Raw genomic sequence first — 17,400 nt, forward strand, 5'->3', positions numbered from 1 at the left:
CCGGTGCCATGGCGACGGTATATAAGAAGCATTAGCTTGGTAAATTCGTCATGCATTTATCGAGCGAGAGATTTTCAGAACCTTATAAGGAGGCCCTCCGATGAGCTTTTCACTGCCCGATCTGCCCTATGCCTATGACGCGCTCGGCCCGTATATGTCGGCTGAAACGCTTGAGTTTCATCACGACAAGCACCACCAGGCCTATGTGACCAACGGCAACAAGCTGCTCGAAGGTTCGGGCCTCGAAGGCAAGACCCTCGAAGAGATCGTCAAGGAAAGCTTCGGCAAGAACCAGCCGCTGTTCAACAATGCCGGTCAGCACTTCAACCACATCCATTTCTGGAAGTGGATGAAGCCCAATGGTGGCGGCAAGTCCCTGCCCGGAAAGCTGCAGGCGGCTGTCGATTCCGACCTTGGCGGGTTTGACAAGTTCCGCGAGGACTTTCTTGCCGCGGGCGCCGGCCAGTTCGGTTCGGGCTGGGCGTGGCTCACGCTCAAGGACGGCAAGCTGGCGGTGACCAAGACCCCGAACGGGGAAAACCCGCTGGTCCATGGCGGCACACCGCTGCTGGGCGTGGATGTGTGGGAGCACTCCTATTACATCGACTACCGCAATGCGCGTCCGAAATATCTCGAAGCCTGGTTCGACAACCTTGTGAATTGGGAATACGTGGCTGAGCTGCACGAAGCCGCCTCGTAATTTATTCTATCGCATCAATGATATATGGCCCGTCTGTCCACAGGCGGGCCATATGCTTTAAGGTTACTGGAAGTGACACCTTCCGGCTGCGCCACGGGCATGTTAAGGCTTGGGTAACCATTGATACCCCTCGCCGAGTGAGCCGCCCCTTGTTGCCTGTTCCCACCATAGCCGTTCTTTCCAACAGCCCGGCGCTGGCTTCGGTTCTGGGCGCGACATTGCGCAGGGGGCACCGCTGGCGGGTACGGGAATTTTGCGACCATCGGGCGCTGGGTGACTATATGCGCATCGCACCGCTGGCACTGCTGGTCACCGACTATGACCTTGAACGGGTTACAGCGGCCGACGTGGCGCTCTCGATCCGCAACAGCGACGATCTCGAGTCCCGCCACATCCAGATCATCGCCCTGAGCCGTACCGTCGACAGCGAGATGCGGCGGCAATGCGTGCAGGCGGGCATCGACGAGGTGATCGTCAAGCCGATGAGCCCGGTCTATCTCGAAGAGCGGATTGCGGCGCGGCTCACCAATGGAACCGCCGGCTATGTGAACGCCGAGCCCTACTATGTGGGCCCGGAACGGCGTAATCGGATCGCGTTGGATGACACGCGGGTCATTCCCGTGGAGCGGCGCGGCGAGAACATCGTCTCGTTTCTCGCCCACAAGGCGGTTCGCGACCAGCGTCCAGACCAAGCTAGACCAGACGCATAAGCCTGTTCCACAGATCATCGAAGGTTTCCGCGATCTGGATGAGGCTATCGATATTGCCGCGACCGACGGCGGCGACGTCACTGGCAAACCCCTTTACCACTTCGTAGGCCCTGCCCTGATTTAGCAGGCCGACCGGGCGACCGCTTTGCGCACCGCCGGCAGCGACCCAGGCCGAATAGAGCGCAGCGACCGTATCGATGCCACCCGGCAGGCCGATCAGTGCCTGCCCGGCCTCTACAATGCGGGCGCCAGCGGCGGCTTCGGTTTCCTCTGCGACGATTTCGACCCCTTGCGGCACGTCGAGACGACGGGCGACTGGACCGGTTGCGACGGTGACACGGCCACCGCCGGCCAGAGCCGATTCGACCAGCGTACGCGGCCATTGGCCATTACGGGCGATGCAATGAAGATGCGCCCCGTTGCGGGCGATCGTGGCGCCGGCCTGCCGGTAGAGCGCCTGGTGAGCGGTCACCCCCGTATCGGCGAATACAGAGACGGCGCTGAGCTTTGCCATGCCTCTAGCGCCCGCGGGTGAGCGTGCCGAGCACGCTACGTACAAAGGAATCCCCGGCGCGACGGGCGACGGTTCGGGCAAAGCTCGTGAGCGCGGCTTCCATCGGGGTCTGCCGGGAGGACCGGCGCGTTGATTGTCCGGTCCGGGCCTCTTCGATTTTTTCCAGTTCGGCCTCACGCGCGGCGATCTCGGCTTGGCGCAGTGCCTCGGCGGCGCGGGCATCAAGCAACTCACAGGCCGACTCGCGATCAACGCTGGTGTCGTAGAGCCCGGAAACCGGGCTTCCGGAGATGACGGTGGCGCGTTCCTCGGCGGTGATGGGGGCCATGCGGGACGAAGGCGGGCGGATCAGCGTGCGGCCGACCATCGAGGGAATACCTTTTTCCTCAAGCACGGACACAAGCGCCTCCCCGGTTCCGAGCTGGGTGATGACTTCGGCGGTGTCAAAGTCGGGGTTGGGCCTGAACGTTTCTGCGGCGATCCTGACGGCCTTTTGCTCCTTGGGGGTATAAGCACGCAGGGCGTGCTGAATGCGGTTGCCCAACTGCGCGAGTACGCCTTCGGGTACGTCGGCGGGATTTTGCGTTACAAAATAAACACCTACACCTTTCGAGCGCACCAGCTTGACGACTTGCTCGATCTTGTCGAGCAGCACTTTTGGTGCCTCATCGAACAAAAGGTGCGCTTCATCGAAAAAGAACACCAGTTTGGGCTTGTCCGGATTGCCCACTTCGGGAAGCTGTTCGAACAATTCGGACAGCAGCCAGAGCAGGAACATAGCATAGAGCCGAGGGGCGCGCATAAGTTCGTCGGCGGCGAGAATCGAGATGAATCCCCGGCCCTGCGTGTCGGTGCGCATGAGGTCGGAAATTTTGAGCGCGGGTTCGCCGAAAAAGCCCTCTGCGCCCTGCTGTTCGAGCACGAGAAGGGCGCGCTGGATGGCGCCGACGGAGGCCGTGGAGATGTTGCCGTAGTGGGCGGAAAGCTCAGCGCGCCGCTCGGAGACATGAGCGAGGAGCGAGCGCAAGTCCTTGAAATCAAGGAGCAAAAGGCCCTCGTCGTCGGCCAGCTTGAAGGTGGCGTTCAAGATCCCTTCCTGCGTGGCGTTGAGGTCGAGCATGCGCGAGAGCAGCAGTGGTCCCATCTCGGAGACCGTGGTGCGGACGGGATGGCCCTGGCGGCCGAAGAGGTCCCAGAAGATGGTTGGGAAGCCCTCGAAGGCGTAGTCGGAAAATCCGATCCTTTCGGCGCGCTCGGCAAGGAAATCCCTGGGTTCGCCGGGCTTTGACAGGCCCGCCACATCCCCCTTGATATCGGCGCAGAAGACCGGGACGCCCGCGCGGGAGAAGCCTTCGGCAAGTATCTGAAGCGTAACGGTTTTTCCCGTTCCAGTGGCCCCTGTGATCAGGCCGTGGCGGTTGCCGAAACCCAGGTGAAGGTATTCGGGCCGGGTGCTGGTTCCGAGATAAACGGCGTCTTCGACAAGCATGTGCAGTGTCCGATTCGACAGCGGGGCCCCAATCTATAGCGGGGTGAAAGCGCGTACCGCAAGGTTTCACTGTTGCGGGTAAAAGGTATGGAGTTGAGTGAAATTTACCCGTTAGTTGCCGGAATCGGTGTGAAATATAGAAATGACCCCGTCGCTGGGCACTTATCCCCGCGCGGCACACCTGTGTCATGCTGGGCTTCTCGGTGTGGGTGCCGCCCTTTTCTCAGAGCGTGAGGCGGGCGGCGTCGGTGGCTTGGATGTAGCCGATGTCGTGACCGGCCCAGTTGCGCTGGATCTGGCGGGCGCGGGCCCGCAGCACTTTTGCCTGTTGCGGGGTCGGATCGGAAATTTCGAGCAACAGGGCGGCGACCATGGCGGTTGCGGCGGGGACGCTGCCGTCGTCGCATTTAAGGGCAAACCCGATGCCCTGCTCTGGCAGCGCGCCGCAATAGATGCCGTCGGCGCCGAATTTGAGCATCAGGCGACCATCGAATGCCGCCATCGCATCGGTATCGAACGCACCGGTGCCCCCGACCAGAAAGGGGTGGGACGTGGCGGCGACGAAAATTTCCCGGGCGGCAGCGGCCGTTTTTTCGCTAAGCCCCTCGCCCGTGGCCATGCGGGCAAAGCCCCTGGCAAAGGCGTGGATCGGGGCGGCCCAGGTGGGAATCGAGCATCCGTCGACGCCGCATTTGCCTTCGGTGAGGGGGTGATCAAGAACCTCCTCGACCGCCAGCCGTACGCGTTGCTGGACGGGGTGGTCGAGGGTGGAATAGCCCTTGGGATCTTCACCCAGAGCGCGGGCCATGGCCAGCATGCCCGAATGTTTGCCCGAGCAGGCGTTGTGCAGGGCAGAAGGCTTTCCGCCCTGTGCGAACAGCGCCTTGCGGGCTGAAGGGTCGATGGGCGGATGGGCGCCGCATTCGAGTGCCGTCTCATCGAGGTCGATGGCGGCAAGCATGGATGCGGCAAGATCGGTATGGGCCGGCTCGCCATTGTGGGAAGCGCAGGCCAGGGCAATGGCGGGGCCGGAAAGACCGTAGCGGGCATTGGCGCCGGTGGCGAAAATAGGCAGGGCCTGCATGGACTTGATGGCCGAGCGTGGAAAGACCTCTGCGGAAACGTCGCCAACACAAGCGAGGATATTGCCCTTGGCATCGGACACGCAGATGGCGCCACGATGGCGGTTTTCGACCCAGTTTCCACGCACCGAGTGCGCCAGAACAGGATTGGCGGTCATACAAAAATCCCCACGAACTGTTGGTCCTGATGGACCGCAGGCCATGGGGAAAGTCAAGGGTGGAGGTCAGAGGCTTTGTGGCGGGTTCAGATGTCGGCGGGCGTCAGGTATTTCGAGTTCACCCAACCCTTGATGGTGTCACGTTCGACCAGGCACCAGTCGGTGGAGCGCTCGACCTCAATGCAGCGTTCGACCCAGACGTGGACAAGCGGGGCCAGATGGCCAATCTTTTGGGAATAGGACGCCGGCCAGCGGCGGACGTTGAGATGATCCCAACCTTGAACGCCGGTAACCTGGGCAAGGATGTCCACGGAATAACCACGGGCCTGAACCGGCGGCGCAAAAATTCCGGAGGCGACCAGAAGAAAAAGCCCCCCGGCGATAGCGGGCAATGCAAGACGAGATGATAGCGACATTTCAGGCTCCCCAAAAGCGCAGGTTGCGCGGTTCAATTTGCCTGTGGAGAATTAGCCCGAACTGTTTGAACCCATGCTGATTTGACTATTCAGCCACTGTTCAGCACCATGAACCCGTATTAACCCTAGTTAACGGGACGAGGGGGTGTCGCAGGGGTACGTTTATGGAGCCGAGGAGGTATTTTGATGTCGGCCACACGATTGCTTGTTCTTGCTTTTGTTCGCGCACATAAACGCGCGCATGGCTATCTTATCGGGCAGGAACTCATGGCCTGGGACGCCGACAAATGGGCCAATACCAAAACCGGCTCGATTTACCATGCACTGCGGCAGCTGGCCAAGGAAGGCTTCCTCGACGAGATCGAGGTTCCTTCCTCGATCAATGCCCCAGGGCGAACCGACTACTCGATCACCGAGGCGGGGGATGCCGAATTCCATCGGATGATGGAAAAGGCGCTCACCCTGCCCCAGCCGCGCCCTGACATGTTGTGCGCCGGGCTGGTACTGATGTCGGCCCTGCCGAGGGCAACAGTGCTCGCACTGTTGGGCAAGCGTCTGGCAACCCTGGCAAAACAGCAGACCGAGGTCAGTAAGGCCAATGACAGAGCCTCATTCAGCGGTGCGAATGCCCTGCCCCCGCATGTGGAAGCGCTTCTGAGTTTCTGGGCCCGCAATACTGAATGCAACCACGACTGGATTGCCGGTCTGATCGCAAAGATCGAGGCCGGCGCCTATGTATTTGCCGACGAGGATCCCATGGCATTTGGGGTGCCCGGGGGAACCCTGGTTATTCCGTAAGCTCCCTGGACCGCACCCGACGGGCCTTCGGCTTGTCCATGAAGGCGTCGATGGCCCGCGTTGCGCGGCTGCGGCAGGCGCTTTCTCCTTCGGCGCTGCTGGCGCGGATTTTCTCCATCGCCTGCGCTGGCCGAAGGGGTGGCCACATCCTGATTTTCCAGTCTTTTTCAAAAACCGTCCTGACGCGAAATCCGCGATATTCGAACTCGGCCATACCCATCCTCCGCTGTGGGTTTTTTTATGATCGTACGCCATCAGATATGCATGGCGCTAATGTGACGATTTGCGGGCATTAGAGCCGAGGATTTGATTGAATCAAATCCTCGGCTCTAAACGTTTGTTTTGTCGCGTGTCCGAACCGGAAAACCGTTTCCATCCCCGATCAGGTCGAGGACATGCTTTTGCTTGACACGCTCTAGCCGCCCGTCTGATTTCGCCCATTAAAAACAGAAAAGCGCCGGCCTGAAAATGGTTGCGGAGGGCTGGTTGTGTTGATCGAAAGCAATCGGATCGGAGCAGGATCGGGCCAGGCTATAAAGCATTTCAGCGCTTCCCGAGATCGGTTCAATTGCTCTAAGTCTTTGTTTTGTCGCGCTTCCGAACCGGATAAGTGGTGGCCACTTATCCTGGAAGCGCTCTAAAGCATTTCAGGTTGTAACGGAGCCATTTGGGTCCCTTCCGTCGCTGCCCCGGTCCCGGCTTTCGCCGGGATAAACTCCAGCCGGGGCCCAGCAGCGTGAGCCGAGGCGCCGGCGCTTGACGCAGCTCTCATGGACCCCGGCTTTCGCCGGGGAAGCGCAGAAGAGAACGGCGATTCCGTAAAGAGCTGAAGGGCTCTAGTTGAGCGTGACCCGGTTTTCGAGACCGCCGGTGAAGACCGCAATGATGTCGGCCAGCCGTTCCGGCGTTTCCACACATGGGATGTGCCCGGCACCCTTGATGATTTCGAAGCGGGAACCGGGGATCGATTTCGCCAGGCCCGCGACCATCTCGACGGGCGTCGAGCCATCCTGATCGCCCACAATGCAGATGGCCGGCACACCGATCTGGCGGGCTTTCTCGCGCAGATCGGCATCGCGGATGGCGGCGCAGGTGGCGATATAGCCGCGCGGGGACTGGCGTTCGAGCATTGTGCGGTAACCGGCGAGCTCTTCGCTGCGGTTTGCCCGAAAAGCGGCGGTGAACCAGTTGGGCATAACGCTGGCGCTCAGCGCCCTTATGCCGTTTGCCTCCACCGTGGCGATGCGCTGGTTCCAACTTTCCGTATCGCCCAGTTTCGCGGCGGTGTCGCACAGGATGAGGGCCGATACGAGATCGCGGCGGTCGATATAGAGTTGCTGGGCGATCAGCCCGCCGACCGACAAGCCGCATATGATTGCCGATCCGAGCCCGGCATGATCCATGATCGCGGCGAGGTCTTCGGCGTGGCGTGCAATGGTGACGGGCCCCTGCCCTGTTTCGGACAGCCCATGGCCGCGCTTGTCATAGGTCAGGATGGTGAATTTTCCGACCAGACGCACGATAACGTCGCGCCAGATGCGGAAATCGGTGCCCAGGGCGTTGGCAAAGACCAGGACGGGGCCGTTTTCGGGGCCGCCGATCACCTGATAATGAAGGACGGCGTCATCGACTTTAACAAACTGCATAGGATGCTCCCATTTGGGCGCACCCTAGAGCATTTTCGCTTTTCGTTGAATCGCGAAAGTCCACTAAGTCCTTGTTTCAACTGCTACGGAAAAGACCGCATCAGCGCGCCGGCAGGAGAAAGCCCGCGAAGAAATCGGCGAGCTCATCGTGGGCGTTGAGCGGCAGAACGTGGGCGACGTACTGGTCCGGCCTGACGATCACCAGTGCGCCCGCCGCTCGGTCTATGCCGCGCTGGTCGTAAATGTCGGGCCCCGCCTTGAGCGGCGCGCAGAATATCTTTTCGTAATCGATGAGTGAGAACCGGCCCTTTCTGGGCAGGAGCAGGCCGGGCATCCGATCGAGCATCAAGTCGCGATGGCTGTCCTGAAACACGGCGCGCAGATCGAGCACGGCGTCAACATCGTCCCCTTGCGGCGTGAACCGGAGCACCGGGCTCCTGGCATCTTCTGAAAGGAACGCGCAAAGCTTGGCGATCGGGCCATCCGGCGCGCCGCGATCGTTGGCACCGGCAAAGGCATAAAGCGTCCAGCGGGCGTCGATTGAGATGGTATGGCCGAGATGGACGGGCTTGGCGTCGCCCAGACGGATGACCGGGGCCGAATGAAGACGGGTGCCGATGGCAAACCCTTTGGCCAGGTCCTGGTGACGGTCGCTGCCGATCAAATCTGATGGCTTGTAGGTGACCGACATGCCAGCGGTATAGCGTCCGTGCTCGATGAAATAGCGTTGGAACTGGGGAACGTCCGAGTTCTGTCCATCGGCCTGCGAGGGGCGCTCGCTGATGATGCGCGACCATTCCCTGTCGAAATCGATAAGGTCCTGGGCGACGGCCCGTCGCTCGGCCGAATAGCTTTGGAGAAGCGAAGGCGCGGCACGGCCACTGAGCACGGTGACAAGTTTCCAGCCAAGGTTGAAGCCATCGCCCATCGACACGTTCATGCCCTGCCCCGCCTTCGGGCTGTGGGTGTGGCACGCATCGCCGGCGATAAAGACGCGCGGGGTGCGCGTGCCGATTTCGGCCTCGGGGACATCATCGAACCTGTCGGTGAGGCGCTGGCCGATCTCATAGACCGACCACCATGCGACATCCCTGACCTCGAATTTGTAAGGGTGGAGCACGCGCCGGGCGCGGCCAACCAGGTCTTCGAGCGTGATGTTGCGCTGGGACACCCTCTCGTCTTCGCCAAGCTTGTCCATCTCGATATAGAGGCGCGCCAGATACCCGCCCTCGCGCGGGATGATCATGACGCTGCCATGCTCGGACGACTGGATGAGCGATTTGAACCGGACGTCGGGGAAATCGGTCAAAGCAAGCACATCCATGACGCCCCAGGCCTTGTTGGCGGAATCGCCCTTGAGCTGAAGCCCGATGGCCTTGCGCACGGCGCTTCGGGCGCCATCGCAGCCCACGACATATCGGGCGCGCACTGTTTCGATTTCGCCTTCATGACCGGCGTCGGTGCGCTCTAGCGTTACGGTGACGGGGTAGTCGGCGGCGTCGGGGTCAACGATCAGGTCAACGAGCTTGCGGCTGTAATCGGGGCGCAGGCGCGTTGGTGATTTGGCCATGGCGTCGAGATACATGTCGTGCACGCGGGCCTGGTTGAGGATCATATGGGGCATTTCGGAAAGCCCCTCCTCGACATCGTCCACCCGGCCATTGCGGATCACCTTGCCGGGCACGGCGGGATCGGGACGCCAGAAGGTGGTTTCGTTGACCCAGTACCCTTCCTTCATCACCCTGTCGGCAAAGCCGAAGGCGTTGAACATTTCCATCGACCGGCACGATATGCCGTCGGCCTGCCCGCGTTCCATGGGCCCCGATTTCTGCTCGACGAGGCGGGTGCTGATTTCGGGAAACATTGCGAGCTGGGCTGCCAGGGTCAGCCCGGCGGGACCGCTCCCCACAATCAGAACATCGACCCGGTCATTGTAGCGGCGCGGTGTCGCCGCGTCGTGCAGCTCGGGGTCGCCGGGCCGGAATCCGTTGAGATGAAACTGCATGATAACCCCCTCCCGGGTCGTATCGCATTTGATAAGCATCAATATAATATGTATACGTACTAAATGTCAAACCGATATGTGTACATGCCATTTCGGTTGCTGTACTGAATTGCCAATCGCCGGGAATGAGAGAGGCGCTATGCGGACCACAGCGATGGCGGGGCATCTTATCAGGCGCCTTCACCAGTTTTCGACGCAGGTGTTTCTGGAAAAGACGCGTGCGGCGGGATTTGATCTGACCTCTGTGCAGTTTGCCGCGCTCGACGCGCTCCGGGCGCATCCGGGGATCGACCAGGCCCGGCTTTCGACGCTCATTGCCTATGACAGGGCAACGATCGGCGGCGTGGTCGACCGGCTGGAGCGCAAGGGACTGGTCAGCCGCGAGATCAGCGCGCGTGATCGCCGGGCCCGCGAGGTGCGGCTGACCGATGAGGGGCGCGCTGTCGTTGCGGCGATGACGCCCGTCGTCGAAGCGCTTCAGGACGACATTGTGGCCAATCTGAGCGCCAGCGAGCGGGCGAGCTTTCTTGCCATGGCCCGAAAAGCGCTGGGTCCGGATCTGGCCGAGTGAGCCAATCGCGGTTCAGGAGATGGCCAGCCTCTGGCCGGTCCGGGCATGGAACAGATGAAGGTGCTCGAGCGGCAAGCTGAGCGTTACGGCTGAAGCGGGCTGCCACCGCCCTCCGGCAGCCCTGACCGTCACCGGTTCATCGACCCCGGCCACGGCAATATAGACCAGCGATTCCTTGCCGAGGATTTCCACGGCCTCGATCCGTCCGGCCAGCGATAGAGCCGGACGGGGGTCGTCGCCCAGAACGATATCCTCGGGGCGTATGCCGATTGTGCACCCCGACTGTGGGACCGTGTCGGGCAGATCAACCCCTTGGGCCGCAAGGGCCGTCGACTCCAGCAAATTCATGCCGGGCGAGCCGATGAAGCGGGCGACGAAGGTCGTGCGGGGCCGCTCATAGAGTTCGGTGGGCGTTCCGACCTGCTCGATTTTTCCAGCCTTCATGACGACGAGGCGATCGGCCAGGGTCATGGCTTCGAGCTGGTCGTGGGTGACGTAGATCGCCGTGGTATCGAGCGTTTTTTGCAGCCGGCGGATCTCGACGCGCATCTGGCCGCGCAGCTTGGCATCGAGATTGGACAGGGGCTCGTCAAACAGGAAGGCGCGGGGCTTGCGGACGATGGCGCGCCCCATGGCGACACGCTGGCGCTGTCCGCCCGAAAGCGCTGCCGGGCGGCGCTCGAGATAGGGTTCGAGTTCGAGGATGCGGGCGGCTTCGGCGACGAGAGCCTGGCGGTCCTGCTTGCCGACGCCGCGGTTTTTGAGGCCATATTCGAGATTGCCGCGCACCGACATATGGGGATAGAGCGCATAGTTCTGGAACACCATGGCAATGTCGCGGGCCGCAGGTTCGACTGTGTTGACCACGCGCCCGTCGATGGCGATGGTTCCACTGGTGATGGTTTCAAGGCCGGCGATCATGCGCAGCAGCGTCGATTTTCCGCAGCCGGACGGGCCGACCAGGACCATGAGTTCGCCCGGCTCGACGGCGAGGTCGATGCTGTGCAGGGCCGTGACATTGCCCGAATAGACTTTACAGGCCTCGTTGATTGCAATGCTCGACATTTTTTTGCAGTTCCCGTCTCTAGAGGATTGAGGGCGCCAGATCGGCGATGATCAGCGCGGCCAGGTCTTTGGCGCCCACGGCCACGCCGGCGGCACCGGCGGCAAGCAGCACTTCACGCCGGTCAGGGCGCGGGTCGTTGGGGTCGACAAAACCGATGGCCTTGACCCCGGCGGCGCGGGCGGCCTGGATGCCGTGGTGGCTGTCATCGATCATGATGGAGCGTTCGGGGCGCGCGCCGAACGCTGCGAGACAATGGAGGACCAGATCTGGCGCCGGTTTGGGCCGTGCCACCATTTCCGCACTGAAAATATGGGGCGCGAAGATGTCCCATAGCTCAAGCAGACCGAGGCTCCTTTCGAGCCGGGCCATGGTGCTGTTGGAGGCAACGCATTTGGGGACATCGAGGGCCCGCAGCAGCGGCTCTATACCGGCCATGGCCTGCAATTCCCTCGCAAACGCCGCATACACATCGGAATGCCAGTTCGAAAACAGCGTATCGATCGCGCCGATGCCGGCCGCCTCGAAATAAAAGCGCATATCGCTTTCGGACTTGCCGGTGAAGGTGCGATGGGCCTCTTCGGCGGTCATAGAAAGACCGGCGGCGCTCAGGGAGTGGGCCAGGGTGCGGCTGGCGATCGGCTCGCTGTCGATGAGCACGCCGTCGCAATCGAAAATGACGAGATCGAGTGGCCGGGTCATAGGCGGTTCACTCCGGCCATGCCGTCCAGCACGGCAAAGCTCTGGAAGATCGCGGCGCTGGCATTGGGGTCCTTGCGGTCGGACACGGCGATGAAATCGGCCTGAGCCTTTAGCGCGGAGAGCGAGAGAATGGCGTAGCCATGCTCGCTGCCGCTGGCGAATTTGAGGTGCGGGTTTTCGGCGAGCGCCGTCGCGATGCTTGCCTGGGACGGCCCATCGGAGGTGATGGAACCGGTCACAAACTCGGTGGCGAGGGTGGGACCGTCAGGGTTTGCGAAATCCTCTTTGACGTCGGCGGCGTAAAACGCATGCAGATCGCCGCCGATGACCAGTGGATTGGCCGTGCCCGCGGCGCGCACCGAATCCAGCAGCCGGGTCCGGGCCGAGCGGTATCCGTCCCAGCCATCGAGATTGTAGCCTGTCGCGTCGCCCGCCTTTGTGTCGCGTTCGGAGAGGAGCGTCTGCTGGGCGATGATCGTCCATTTGGCCTTTGAGGCCTCAAGGGTTGCATCGAACCAGGCTTCCTGCGCGTCACCAAGCATTGTGCGTTCTGGCGCATCGTCGGATCCTTCGAGCGGTGCCGAGCGGTATTGGCGGGTGTCGAGCATGGCGATATCGAGCAACTGCCCGAACCCATGCCGGCCATAGATTCTGAAACTGGAAAAATCGCGGCCGGCGATGGGTGGAACGGGCATATGCTCGTACCAGGCCTGATAGGCCGCAGCCCGCTGGCGCAGGAATTTTTCGCCTCCGATGACATTGGGGGCGTCGTCATCGGCGTAATTGTTGATGACCTCATGGTCGTCCCACACGGCCAGCCAGGGGAAATTGGCGTGGGCGGCCTGAAGGTCGGGATCGGATTTGTACTGGGCATGGCGTTCCCGGTATTCGCCCAGAAGGGTTGGCGGCCAGCCATTGCCGTGCCGGCGTACCAGATGGGTGCCGTAGCTGACCTCGTAGATATAATCGCCCAGGTGGACGACCAGATCGAGATCGCGTTCGGCCATGTCGCGATAGGCGCTGTAATAGCCCTGCTCATATTGCTGGCATGAGGCAAAGGCGAAGGTGAAACGATCATTGGTGGCGTCAATCGGGGGCGCGGTGCGGGTGCGACCGATCCGGCTTTCGGCATTGCCGCAGCGAAAGCGATAGAAATACCAGCGGTCGGCCTTAAGCCCGGTCACCGCCACATGCACCGAATGGCCCCAATCGTGAACCGCCCGATAGATGCCGGAGCGAACCGGCCTCGAAAACGCTTCGTCCTCGGCCACCTCCCAGAAAACGTCCATGGGAGGAATGATGACATCAGGGATCGGGGCGAAGGGATCGGCGAGCGGAACCGCCTCGACCGGGAAGACCAGCCGCGTCCATAAGATGACGCCGTCGGGCGTCGGGCAGCCGGACGCCACGCCGAGAGAAAACGGATCGGTATCGAAAGTCTGCGCACGCGCGCTTCCAAGGCTTGGCCATATAGCGGCGGCGGCCAGGCCCGTGCCGAGGAAAAGGCGGCGGTTCAAAAAAGGCACGAAGGTCTCCACAAAGTTGGTGCAGGCGATCAGGCCGAAAGGGCAAGCCGATCGCGGACAGACAGGGCGAGTACCGGATCGTCCGAGGTCAGATAACCGGTGCGGCGTTCAAGCCAGAACCCGATATCCTCTTCGGTGTTGGGCACCCAGGCGCAAAGGCGCTCGAGCGGCACGATGGCCAGAACCCCGTCCCAGTGTTCGGCGAGGAGGGATTTTTCCACGGCAATGATGTCGGCGCGATCGGACGCAGCCCGCAGTGTTTGCTCGAGCCCGAGCGGTTGCGCCGATCTGTGGTTGACCGAGCACAGGCGCGGAATGGCCGGAGCAGCGGCCTTGCAGGCGTCGAGCACTTCGGGGTTGAAGCTGGTCATATGGCTTTGGCCGGCCAGCCCGAACCGGGTCAGCGTAGCGGCCACCCGCTCGGGGAGACCGGGATAAGGAGCGCCCGTTTCGTCGGATTTGAGCTCGACATGGAGATGGCAATTGCCTTCGGCGAGCACTTCGAGCACCTCGGCCAGGGTGGGCAGGGTGTCGTTACTGTCCTTCAGGCGGAGCGCGCGGCGATGTTGGGGGGTGACCAGGCGCACCGGTCCCGTGCCTTCCGCCGTCCGTTCGAGGGTGGCGTCGTGGATGACCAGAAGTTCGCCCGCATCGGAAAGATGCACGTCAAATTCGACGGCATCCACGCCGGTGCCGAGCACGTTGCGAAAACCGGTGAGCGAATTTTCCGGCCAGAGATTGCGACCACCGCGATGGCCCACGATCTGAGTCATATTGAGAACCTTTGGGTTGGAATTACTTGCCCGAATCCACCAGCCCTCTGGCGAACCAGCGCTGGAGCACGAGAATGACGACGGTCGGGGGGAGCATGACGACAAACGAAGCTGCCATTGCGTAGCTCCACCAAGCGGCGGGATCGTTTGGCCCGGGCATCAGCCCCTTGAGGGCGATGATGACGGTCATCATGTCCTTTTGCGTCGTGAACAGCAGGGGCCAGAGATACTGGTTCCAGCCATAGACAAACAGGATGATGGCCAGCGCGGCGATGTTGGGCAGCGAGAGGGGCAGCAGGATATCGCGCAGGAACTTCATGGGCGTGGTGCCGTCGAGCTTGGCGGCCTCGCACAGATCTTCGGGCACGGTCATGAAGAACTGCCGGAACAGGAACACCGCCGTTGCCGAGGCGATCAGCGGCAGGGTCAGGCCCGGATAGGTGTTGACCAGATTCCAGTTAAAGCGCGCATCGACGGTGTATCCGGTCAGCATTTCGATCAGAAACGAGATGCCGGTGATGTCCATGAGCCAGCGGATCGGCCCGGCCACGTCGGCCACGGATTCATAGGTCGGCAGGATACGCACCTCGACCGGCAGCATGAGCGACATGAAGATCAGCCAGAAGGCCGTCAGCCGGAAGGGAAATCTGAAATAGGTGATGGCGAAGCCGGCAAGGATCGACAGGACGATCTTGCCCACCACGATGCCGGTGGTCACGATCAGCGTGTTGAGGAAGGACTGTCCGAAATCGGCGGTTTCCCACGCAATGGCCAGGTTTTCGAAGAACATCTCCCCAGGCACCATCGGCATGGGGACCTGCTGGATGGCCTGCCCTGTGTGCGAGCCCGCCACGAAGGCGAAGTAGAGCGGCGCGCAAACGATGACCGCGCCGAGGATCAGGATGACGTGGCAGACGACGGTGAGGATTGGACTACGCTCGATCATGGCTAAACCTGGTAGTTGACCTTGCGGTCCATGGCGCGGAACTGCAGCACGGTGAAGGTGACGGCGAGGATCATCAGGATGACAGACTGGGCGGCCGACGAGCCCAGATTGAGCATGACGAAGCCGTCCTGATAGACCTTGTAGACAAGGGTTGTGGTCGAACCGGCCGGGCCGCCGCTGGTCACCGCATCGATGATCGGGAAGGTGTCGAACAGCCCATAGACCATGTTGATGATGAACAGATACATGATCGTGGGGGTGATGAGGGGCAGCGAGATCGTGAAGAACCGCTTGAGCTGGCCGGCGCCGTCGATGGCGGCTGCCTCACGCAGCGATTGCGGCACGGCGAGCATGGCGGCCACGAGGAATATGTAATCGTAGCAGATGTGCTTCCAGACCGCCGAAATGGTGATGAGGATAAGCGCATCGCCCGAGCGCAGGTTCGGGTCCCAGGGCAGGCCCATGGCGTGAATACCCATGGCGACGGGGCCGACGGTGGGATTGAACAGATAGGCCCAAATGGCGCCCGAGATCACCGGCGCAATGGCGTAAGGCAGCAACAGGATGCTGCGATAGGCGAAGCGGCCGCGAATGATGTGGTCGGTGGCAAAAGCCAGGGCGCCAGCCAGCGCAAGCGTGGCGATGTTCTGGACGATTGTGAACCAGAAGGTCAGCCAGGCGCTGTTGCGGTAGGATTCGCTGGCGAACAGTTCGGTGAAATTGCGCCAGCCCACAAACAGCGATTTGCCGCCGAAGGGATCGACCTGGACGAAAGCGAGCGAGAGCGCTTTCCAGGAGGGAATAAAAAAGAAGAACAAGAGGATGATCAATTGCGGCGAGAGCAGCGCCGCGGCGATCCAGTGGTTCTTGAAATGCGCGCGCTTGAGGCCGTCTTCGCTGGACCGCGTGAGCCTTTCGAACAGGCGGCGGCCACCGAAGAGAGGGGTGCCTTTCGGCACCCCTGCGGGGATGAGGACGTCAGCTGCCGGCATGGAGCTGCTCGAACTGGCGCAGGATTTCGTTGCCACGGGCAACCGAGCTGTCCAGCGCTTCCTGTGCGGATTTCCGGTCGGTCCAGACCGCTTCGAGTTCCTCGAGAAGAACGGCCCACCACTGGTTGGAATTGCCGAACCGCATGCCGCGCGAGTTTTCGGTGGGTTCGTGGCGGGTGAGCTGGAGCAACGCGATTTCGCGGGTCGGATACTGCTCGAAGAAGCCCTGTTGGGCCATCAGCTCGTAGGCCGCGTTGGTGACCGGGATATAGCCGGTCTGTTCGCTCCACCAGGCCTGGGTTTCGGGCTGGGCAACGTAATCGATGAAGGCCGCAGCAGCCGCATACTCCTCGTCGGCCTTACCCTGGAGAACCCAAAGGGCCGCGCCGCCGATGTTGGAATTGTGCGGTTCGACGCCAGCTTCATGGGGCTGGAGGGTGGCGCTCCAGTTGAACTGGGCCTCGGCCTCGACGCCGGCATGGGAGGCCGTGGAGGCCGACCAGGTCGAACAGGTGCCCGAGTTGAAGAGCTGAGCCGGCGACATGCCATTGCCCGAGAGCTGGATGATCCCGTCATCGATCCAGCGCTTGAGGCGCTCGACCTGCTGAACCACCGGCGTGGTGTTGTAGACATATTCGGTGCCCAGCCCACCAAAGCCGTTGGCCTGGGATCCGAAAGGATAGTCGTTGATGGTGGAATAGGCTTCGAGCAGGCTCCAGGGGAAATCGGAGTTCAGCACCATGCCGCATTCGGAGATGCCCTGGTCCCTGATCGCGTAGAGCTGATCTTCAAATTCGTCCCAGGTCTGGGCGGGCTTGTCGAACCCGGCGGCTTCGAAATGGTCGGCGTTAAACCACATGATGCCGGTCGAGGAGTTGAACGGCAGGGCAGCGGGCGCGCCGTCGACGACGTAGAAATCGGAGACCGGGGCGATGAAGTCGCTCCAGTCGGTGTCATAACCCTGCTCGGCCATCAGCCGGTTCACCGGAACCGCGGCGTTCGAATGGAGCATGGTGAGGAAGCTGCGTTCGGTGGCCTGGATGATGGTGGGATGCTGGCCGACGCGATAGGCAGCGATCATGGCGGCGAAGGTTTCTTCGTAATTGCCCTTGCGAACACCGACGACTTCGTACTCGTCCTGGCCGGTGTTGAAATCGGCGATCATCTCCTGAATGACCTCTTCGATGCGGCCGCCATTGGCGTACCACCATTCGATTGTCGTCTTGTCCTGGGCCAGAGCGGGCAGAGCCATCACGGCAAGCGATCCCGCGAGGGCCGTCAGAGCGGCGCCCCTGAAAATCGTGTTCAT

Annotated in this window: 18 protein-coding genes; 4 read left to right on the forward strand and 14 right to left on the reverse strand. The window is 61.7% G+C overall.

What is annotated here, in order from left to right:
- The first annotated feature begins 100 nt into the window (after positions 1 to 100).
- Together ACP148_RS11050 and ACP148_RS11055 are read left to right on the forward strand one after the other, a co-directional pair.
- Positions 101 to 700: a superoxide dismutase gene (locus ACP148_RS11050; protein WP_421952438.1), complete on the forward strand. Its 600-nt coding sequence runs from the start codon at positions 101 to 103 to the stop codon at positions 698 to 700.
- Positions 701 to 849: 149 nt separating this feature from the next.
- Entirely contained in the window at positions 850 to 1,410 is a 561-nt protein-coding gene (locus ACP148_RS11055) for a response regulator (RefSeq protein ID WP_421952439.1), read from the forward strand.
- On the opposite strand, the gene ACP148_RS11060 is transcribed toward ACP148_RS11055, so the two are convergent.
- The 4 genes from ACP148_RS11060 to ACP148_RS11075 all read right to left on the reverse strand — a co-directional run bounded on the left by ACP148_RS11060 (position 1,394) and on the right by ACP148_RS11075 (position 5,069).
- Positions 1,394 to 1,924 carry a hypothetical protein gene (locus tag ACP148_RS11060; RefSeq protein WP_421952440.1) on the reverse strand — a complete coding sequence of 177 codons (531 nt, stop codon included), beginning with the start codon at positions 1,922 to 1,924 and terminating at the stop codon, positions 1,394 to 1,396. The two genes, ACP148_RS11055 and ACP148_RS11060, sit on opposite strands and share 17 nt — an antisense overlap.
- 4 nt (positions 1,925 to 1,928) lie before the next feature.
- Positions 1,929 to 3,413, reverse strand: a complete 1,485-nt coding sequence (locus tag ACP148_RS11065) for a helicase HerA-like C-terminal domain-containing protein (RefSeq protein ID WP_421952441.1) — start codon at positions 3,411 to 3,413, stop codon at positions 1,929 to 1,931.
- 223 nt (positions 3,414 to 3,636) lie between these two features.
- Positions 3,637 to 4,653, reverse strand: coding sequence for an asparaginase (locus ACP148_RS11070; RefSeq protein ID WP_421952442.1), 1,017 nt, complete (start codon positions 4,651 to 4,653; stop codon positions 3,637 to 3,639).
- A gap of 86 nt (positions 4,654 to 4,739) precedes the next feature.
- Complete coding sequence (locus tag ACP148_RS11075; RefSeq protein WP_421952443.1) at positions 4,740 to 5,069, reverse strand: hypothetical protein; 330 nt, start codon at positions 5,067 to 5,069, stop codon at positions 4,740 to 4,742.
- Positions 5,070 to 5,255: 186 nt separating this feature from the next.
- On the opposite strand from ACP148_RS11075, the gene ACP148_RS11080 reads away from it, so the two are divergent.
- Positions 5,256 to 5,867, forward strand: a complete 612-nt coding sequence (locus ACP148_RS11080; protein WP_421952444.1) for a PadR family transcriptional regulator — start codon at positions 5,256 to 5,258, stop codon at positions 5,865 to 5,867.
- On the opposite strand, the gene ACP148_RS11085 is transcribed toward ACP148_RS11080, so the two are convergent.
- The 3 genes from ACP148_RS11085 to ACP148_RS11095 form a co-directional block, all read right to left on the reverse strand.
- Positions 5,857 to 6,081, reverse strand: a complete 225-nt coding sequence (locus ACP148_RS11085; protein ID WP_421952445.1) for a hypothetical protein — start codon at positions 6,079 to 6,081, stop codon at positions 5,857 to 5,859. The two genes, ACP148_RS11080 and ACP148_RS11085, sit on opposite strands and share 11 nt — an antisense overlap.
- Before the next feature lie 622 nt (positions 6,082 to 6,703).
- Positions 6,704 to 7,513, reverse strand: a complete 810-nt coding sequence (gene pcaD / locus ACP148_RS11090) for a 3-oxoadipate enol-lactonase (RefSeq protein ID WP_421952446.1) — start codon at positions 7,511 to 7,513, stop codon at positions 6,704 to 6,706.
- Positions 7,514 to 7,613: 100 nt separating this feature from the next.
- Positions 7,614 to 9,518 (reverse strand): FAD-binding monooxygenase, encoded by a 1,905-nt coding sequence (locus tag ACP148_RS11095; RefSeq protein ID WP_421952447.1) that lies wholly within the window; start codon positions 9,516 to 9,518, stop codon positions 7,614 to 7,616.
- A 139-nt stretch (positions 9,519 to 9,657) separates the two neighbouring features.
- Between ACP148_RS11095 and ACP148_RS11100 the strand changes: the two genes are divergently transcribed.
- Positions 9,658 to 10,089: a MarR family winged helix-turn-helix transcriptional regulator gene (locus ACP148_RS11100; protein ID WP_421952448.1), complete on the forward strand. Its 432-nt coding sequence runs from the start codon at positions 9,658 to 9,660 to the stop codon at positions 10,087 to 10,089.
- A gap of 12 nt (positions 10,090 to 10,101) precedes the next feature.
- Here ACP148_RS11100 and ACP148_RS11105 read toward each other — a convergent pair whose 3' ends face one another.
- The 7 genes from ACP148_RS11105 to ACP148_RS11135 are packed head-to-tail and all read right to left on the reverse strand — an operon-like array spanning position 10,102 to position 17,400.
- A complete protein-coding gene (locus ACP148_RS11105; RefSeq protein ID WP_421952449.1) occupies positions 10,102 to 11,154 on the reverse strand; it encodes an ABC transporter ATP-binding protein in 1,053 nt (350 codons plus the stop codon).
- Between the two features lie 19 nt (positions 11,155 to 11,173).
- The gene (locus ACP148_RS11110) at positions 11,174 to 11,854 is read right to left on the reverse strand and encodes an HAD family hydrolase (RefSeq protein ID WP_421952450.1); all 681 of its coding nucleotides are present in this window, start codon (positions 11,852 to 11,854) and stop codon (positions 11,174 to 11,176) included.
- Positions 11,851 to 13,380 carry an alkaline phosphatase D family protein gene (locus ACP148_RS11115; RefSeq protein WP_421952451.1) on the reverse strand — a complete coding sequence of 510 codons (1,530 nt, stop codon included), beginning with the start codon at positions 13,378 to 13,380 and terminating at the stop codon, positions 11,851 to 11,853. Before ACP148_RS11115 ends, ACP148_RS11110 begins: the two co-directional genes overlap by 4 nt.
- Before the next feature lie 29 nt (positions 13,381 to 13,409).
- A complete protein-coding gene (locus ACP148_RS11120; protein WP_421952452.1) occupies positions 13,410 to 14,153 on the reverse strand; it encodes a glycerophosphodiester phosphodiesterase family protein in 744 nt (247 codons plus the stop codon).
- 22 nt (positions 14,154 to 14,175) lie between these two features.
- Positions 14,176 to 15,099 carry an ABC transporter permease subunit gene (locus tag ACP148_RS11125; RefSeq protein WP_421952453.1) on the reverse strand — a complete coding sequence of 308 codons (924 nt, stop codon included), beginning with the start codon at positions 15,097 to 15,099 and terminating at the stop codon, positions 14,176 to 14,178.
- 2 nt (positions 15,100 to 15,101) lie between these two features.
- A complete protein-coding gene (locus ACP148_RS11130; RefSeq protein ID WP_421952454.1) occupies positions 15,102 to 16,091 on the reverse strand; it encodes an ABC transporter permease subunit in 990 nt (329 codons plus the stop codon).
- A complete protein-coding gene (locus ACP148_RS11135) occupies positions 16,078 to 17,400 on the reverse strand; it encodes an extracellular solute-binding protein (protein WP_421952455.1) in 1,323 nt (440 codons plus the stop codon). Before ACP148_RS11135 ends, ACP148_RS11130 begins: the two co-directional genes overlap by 14 nt.

The organism is Pelagibacterium sp. (genome assembly GCF_965249125.1).
Lineage (GTDB): Bacteria > Pseudomonadota > Alphaproteobacteria > Rhizobiales > Devosiaceae > Pelagibacterium.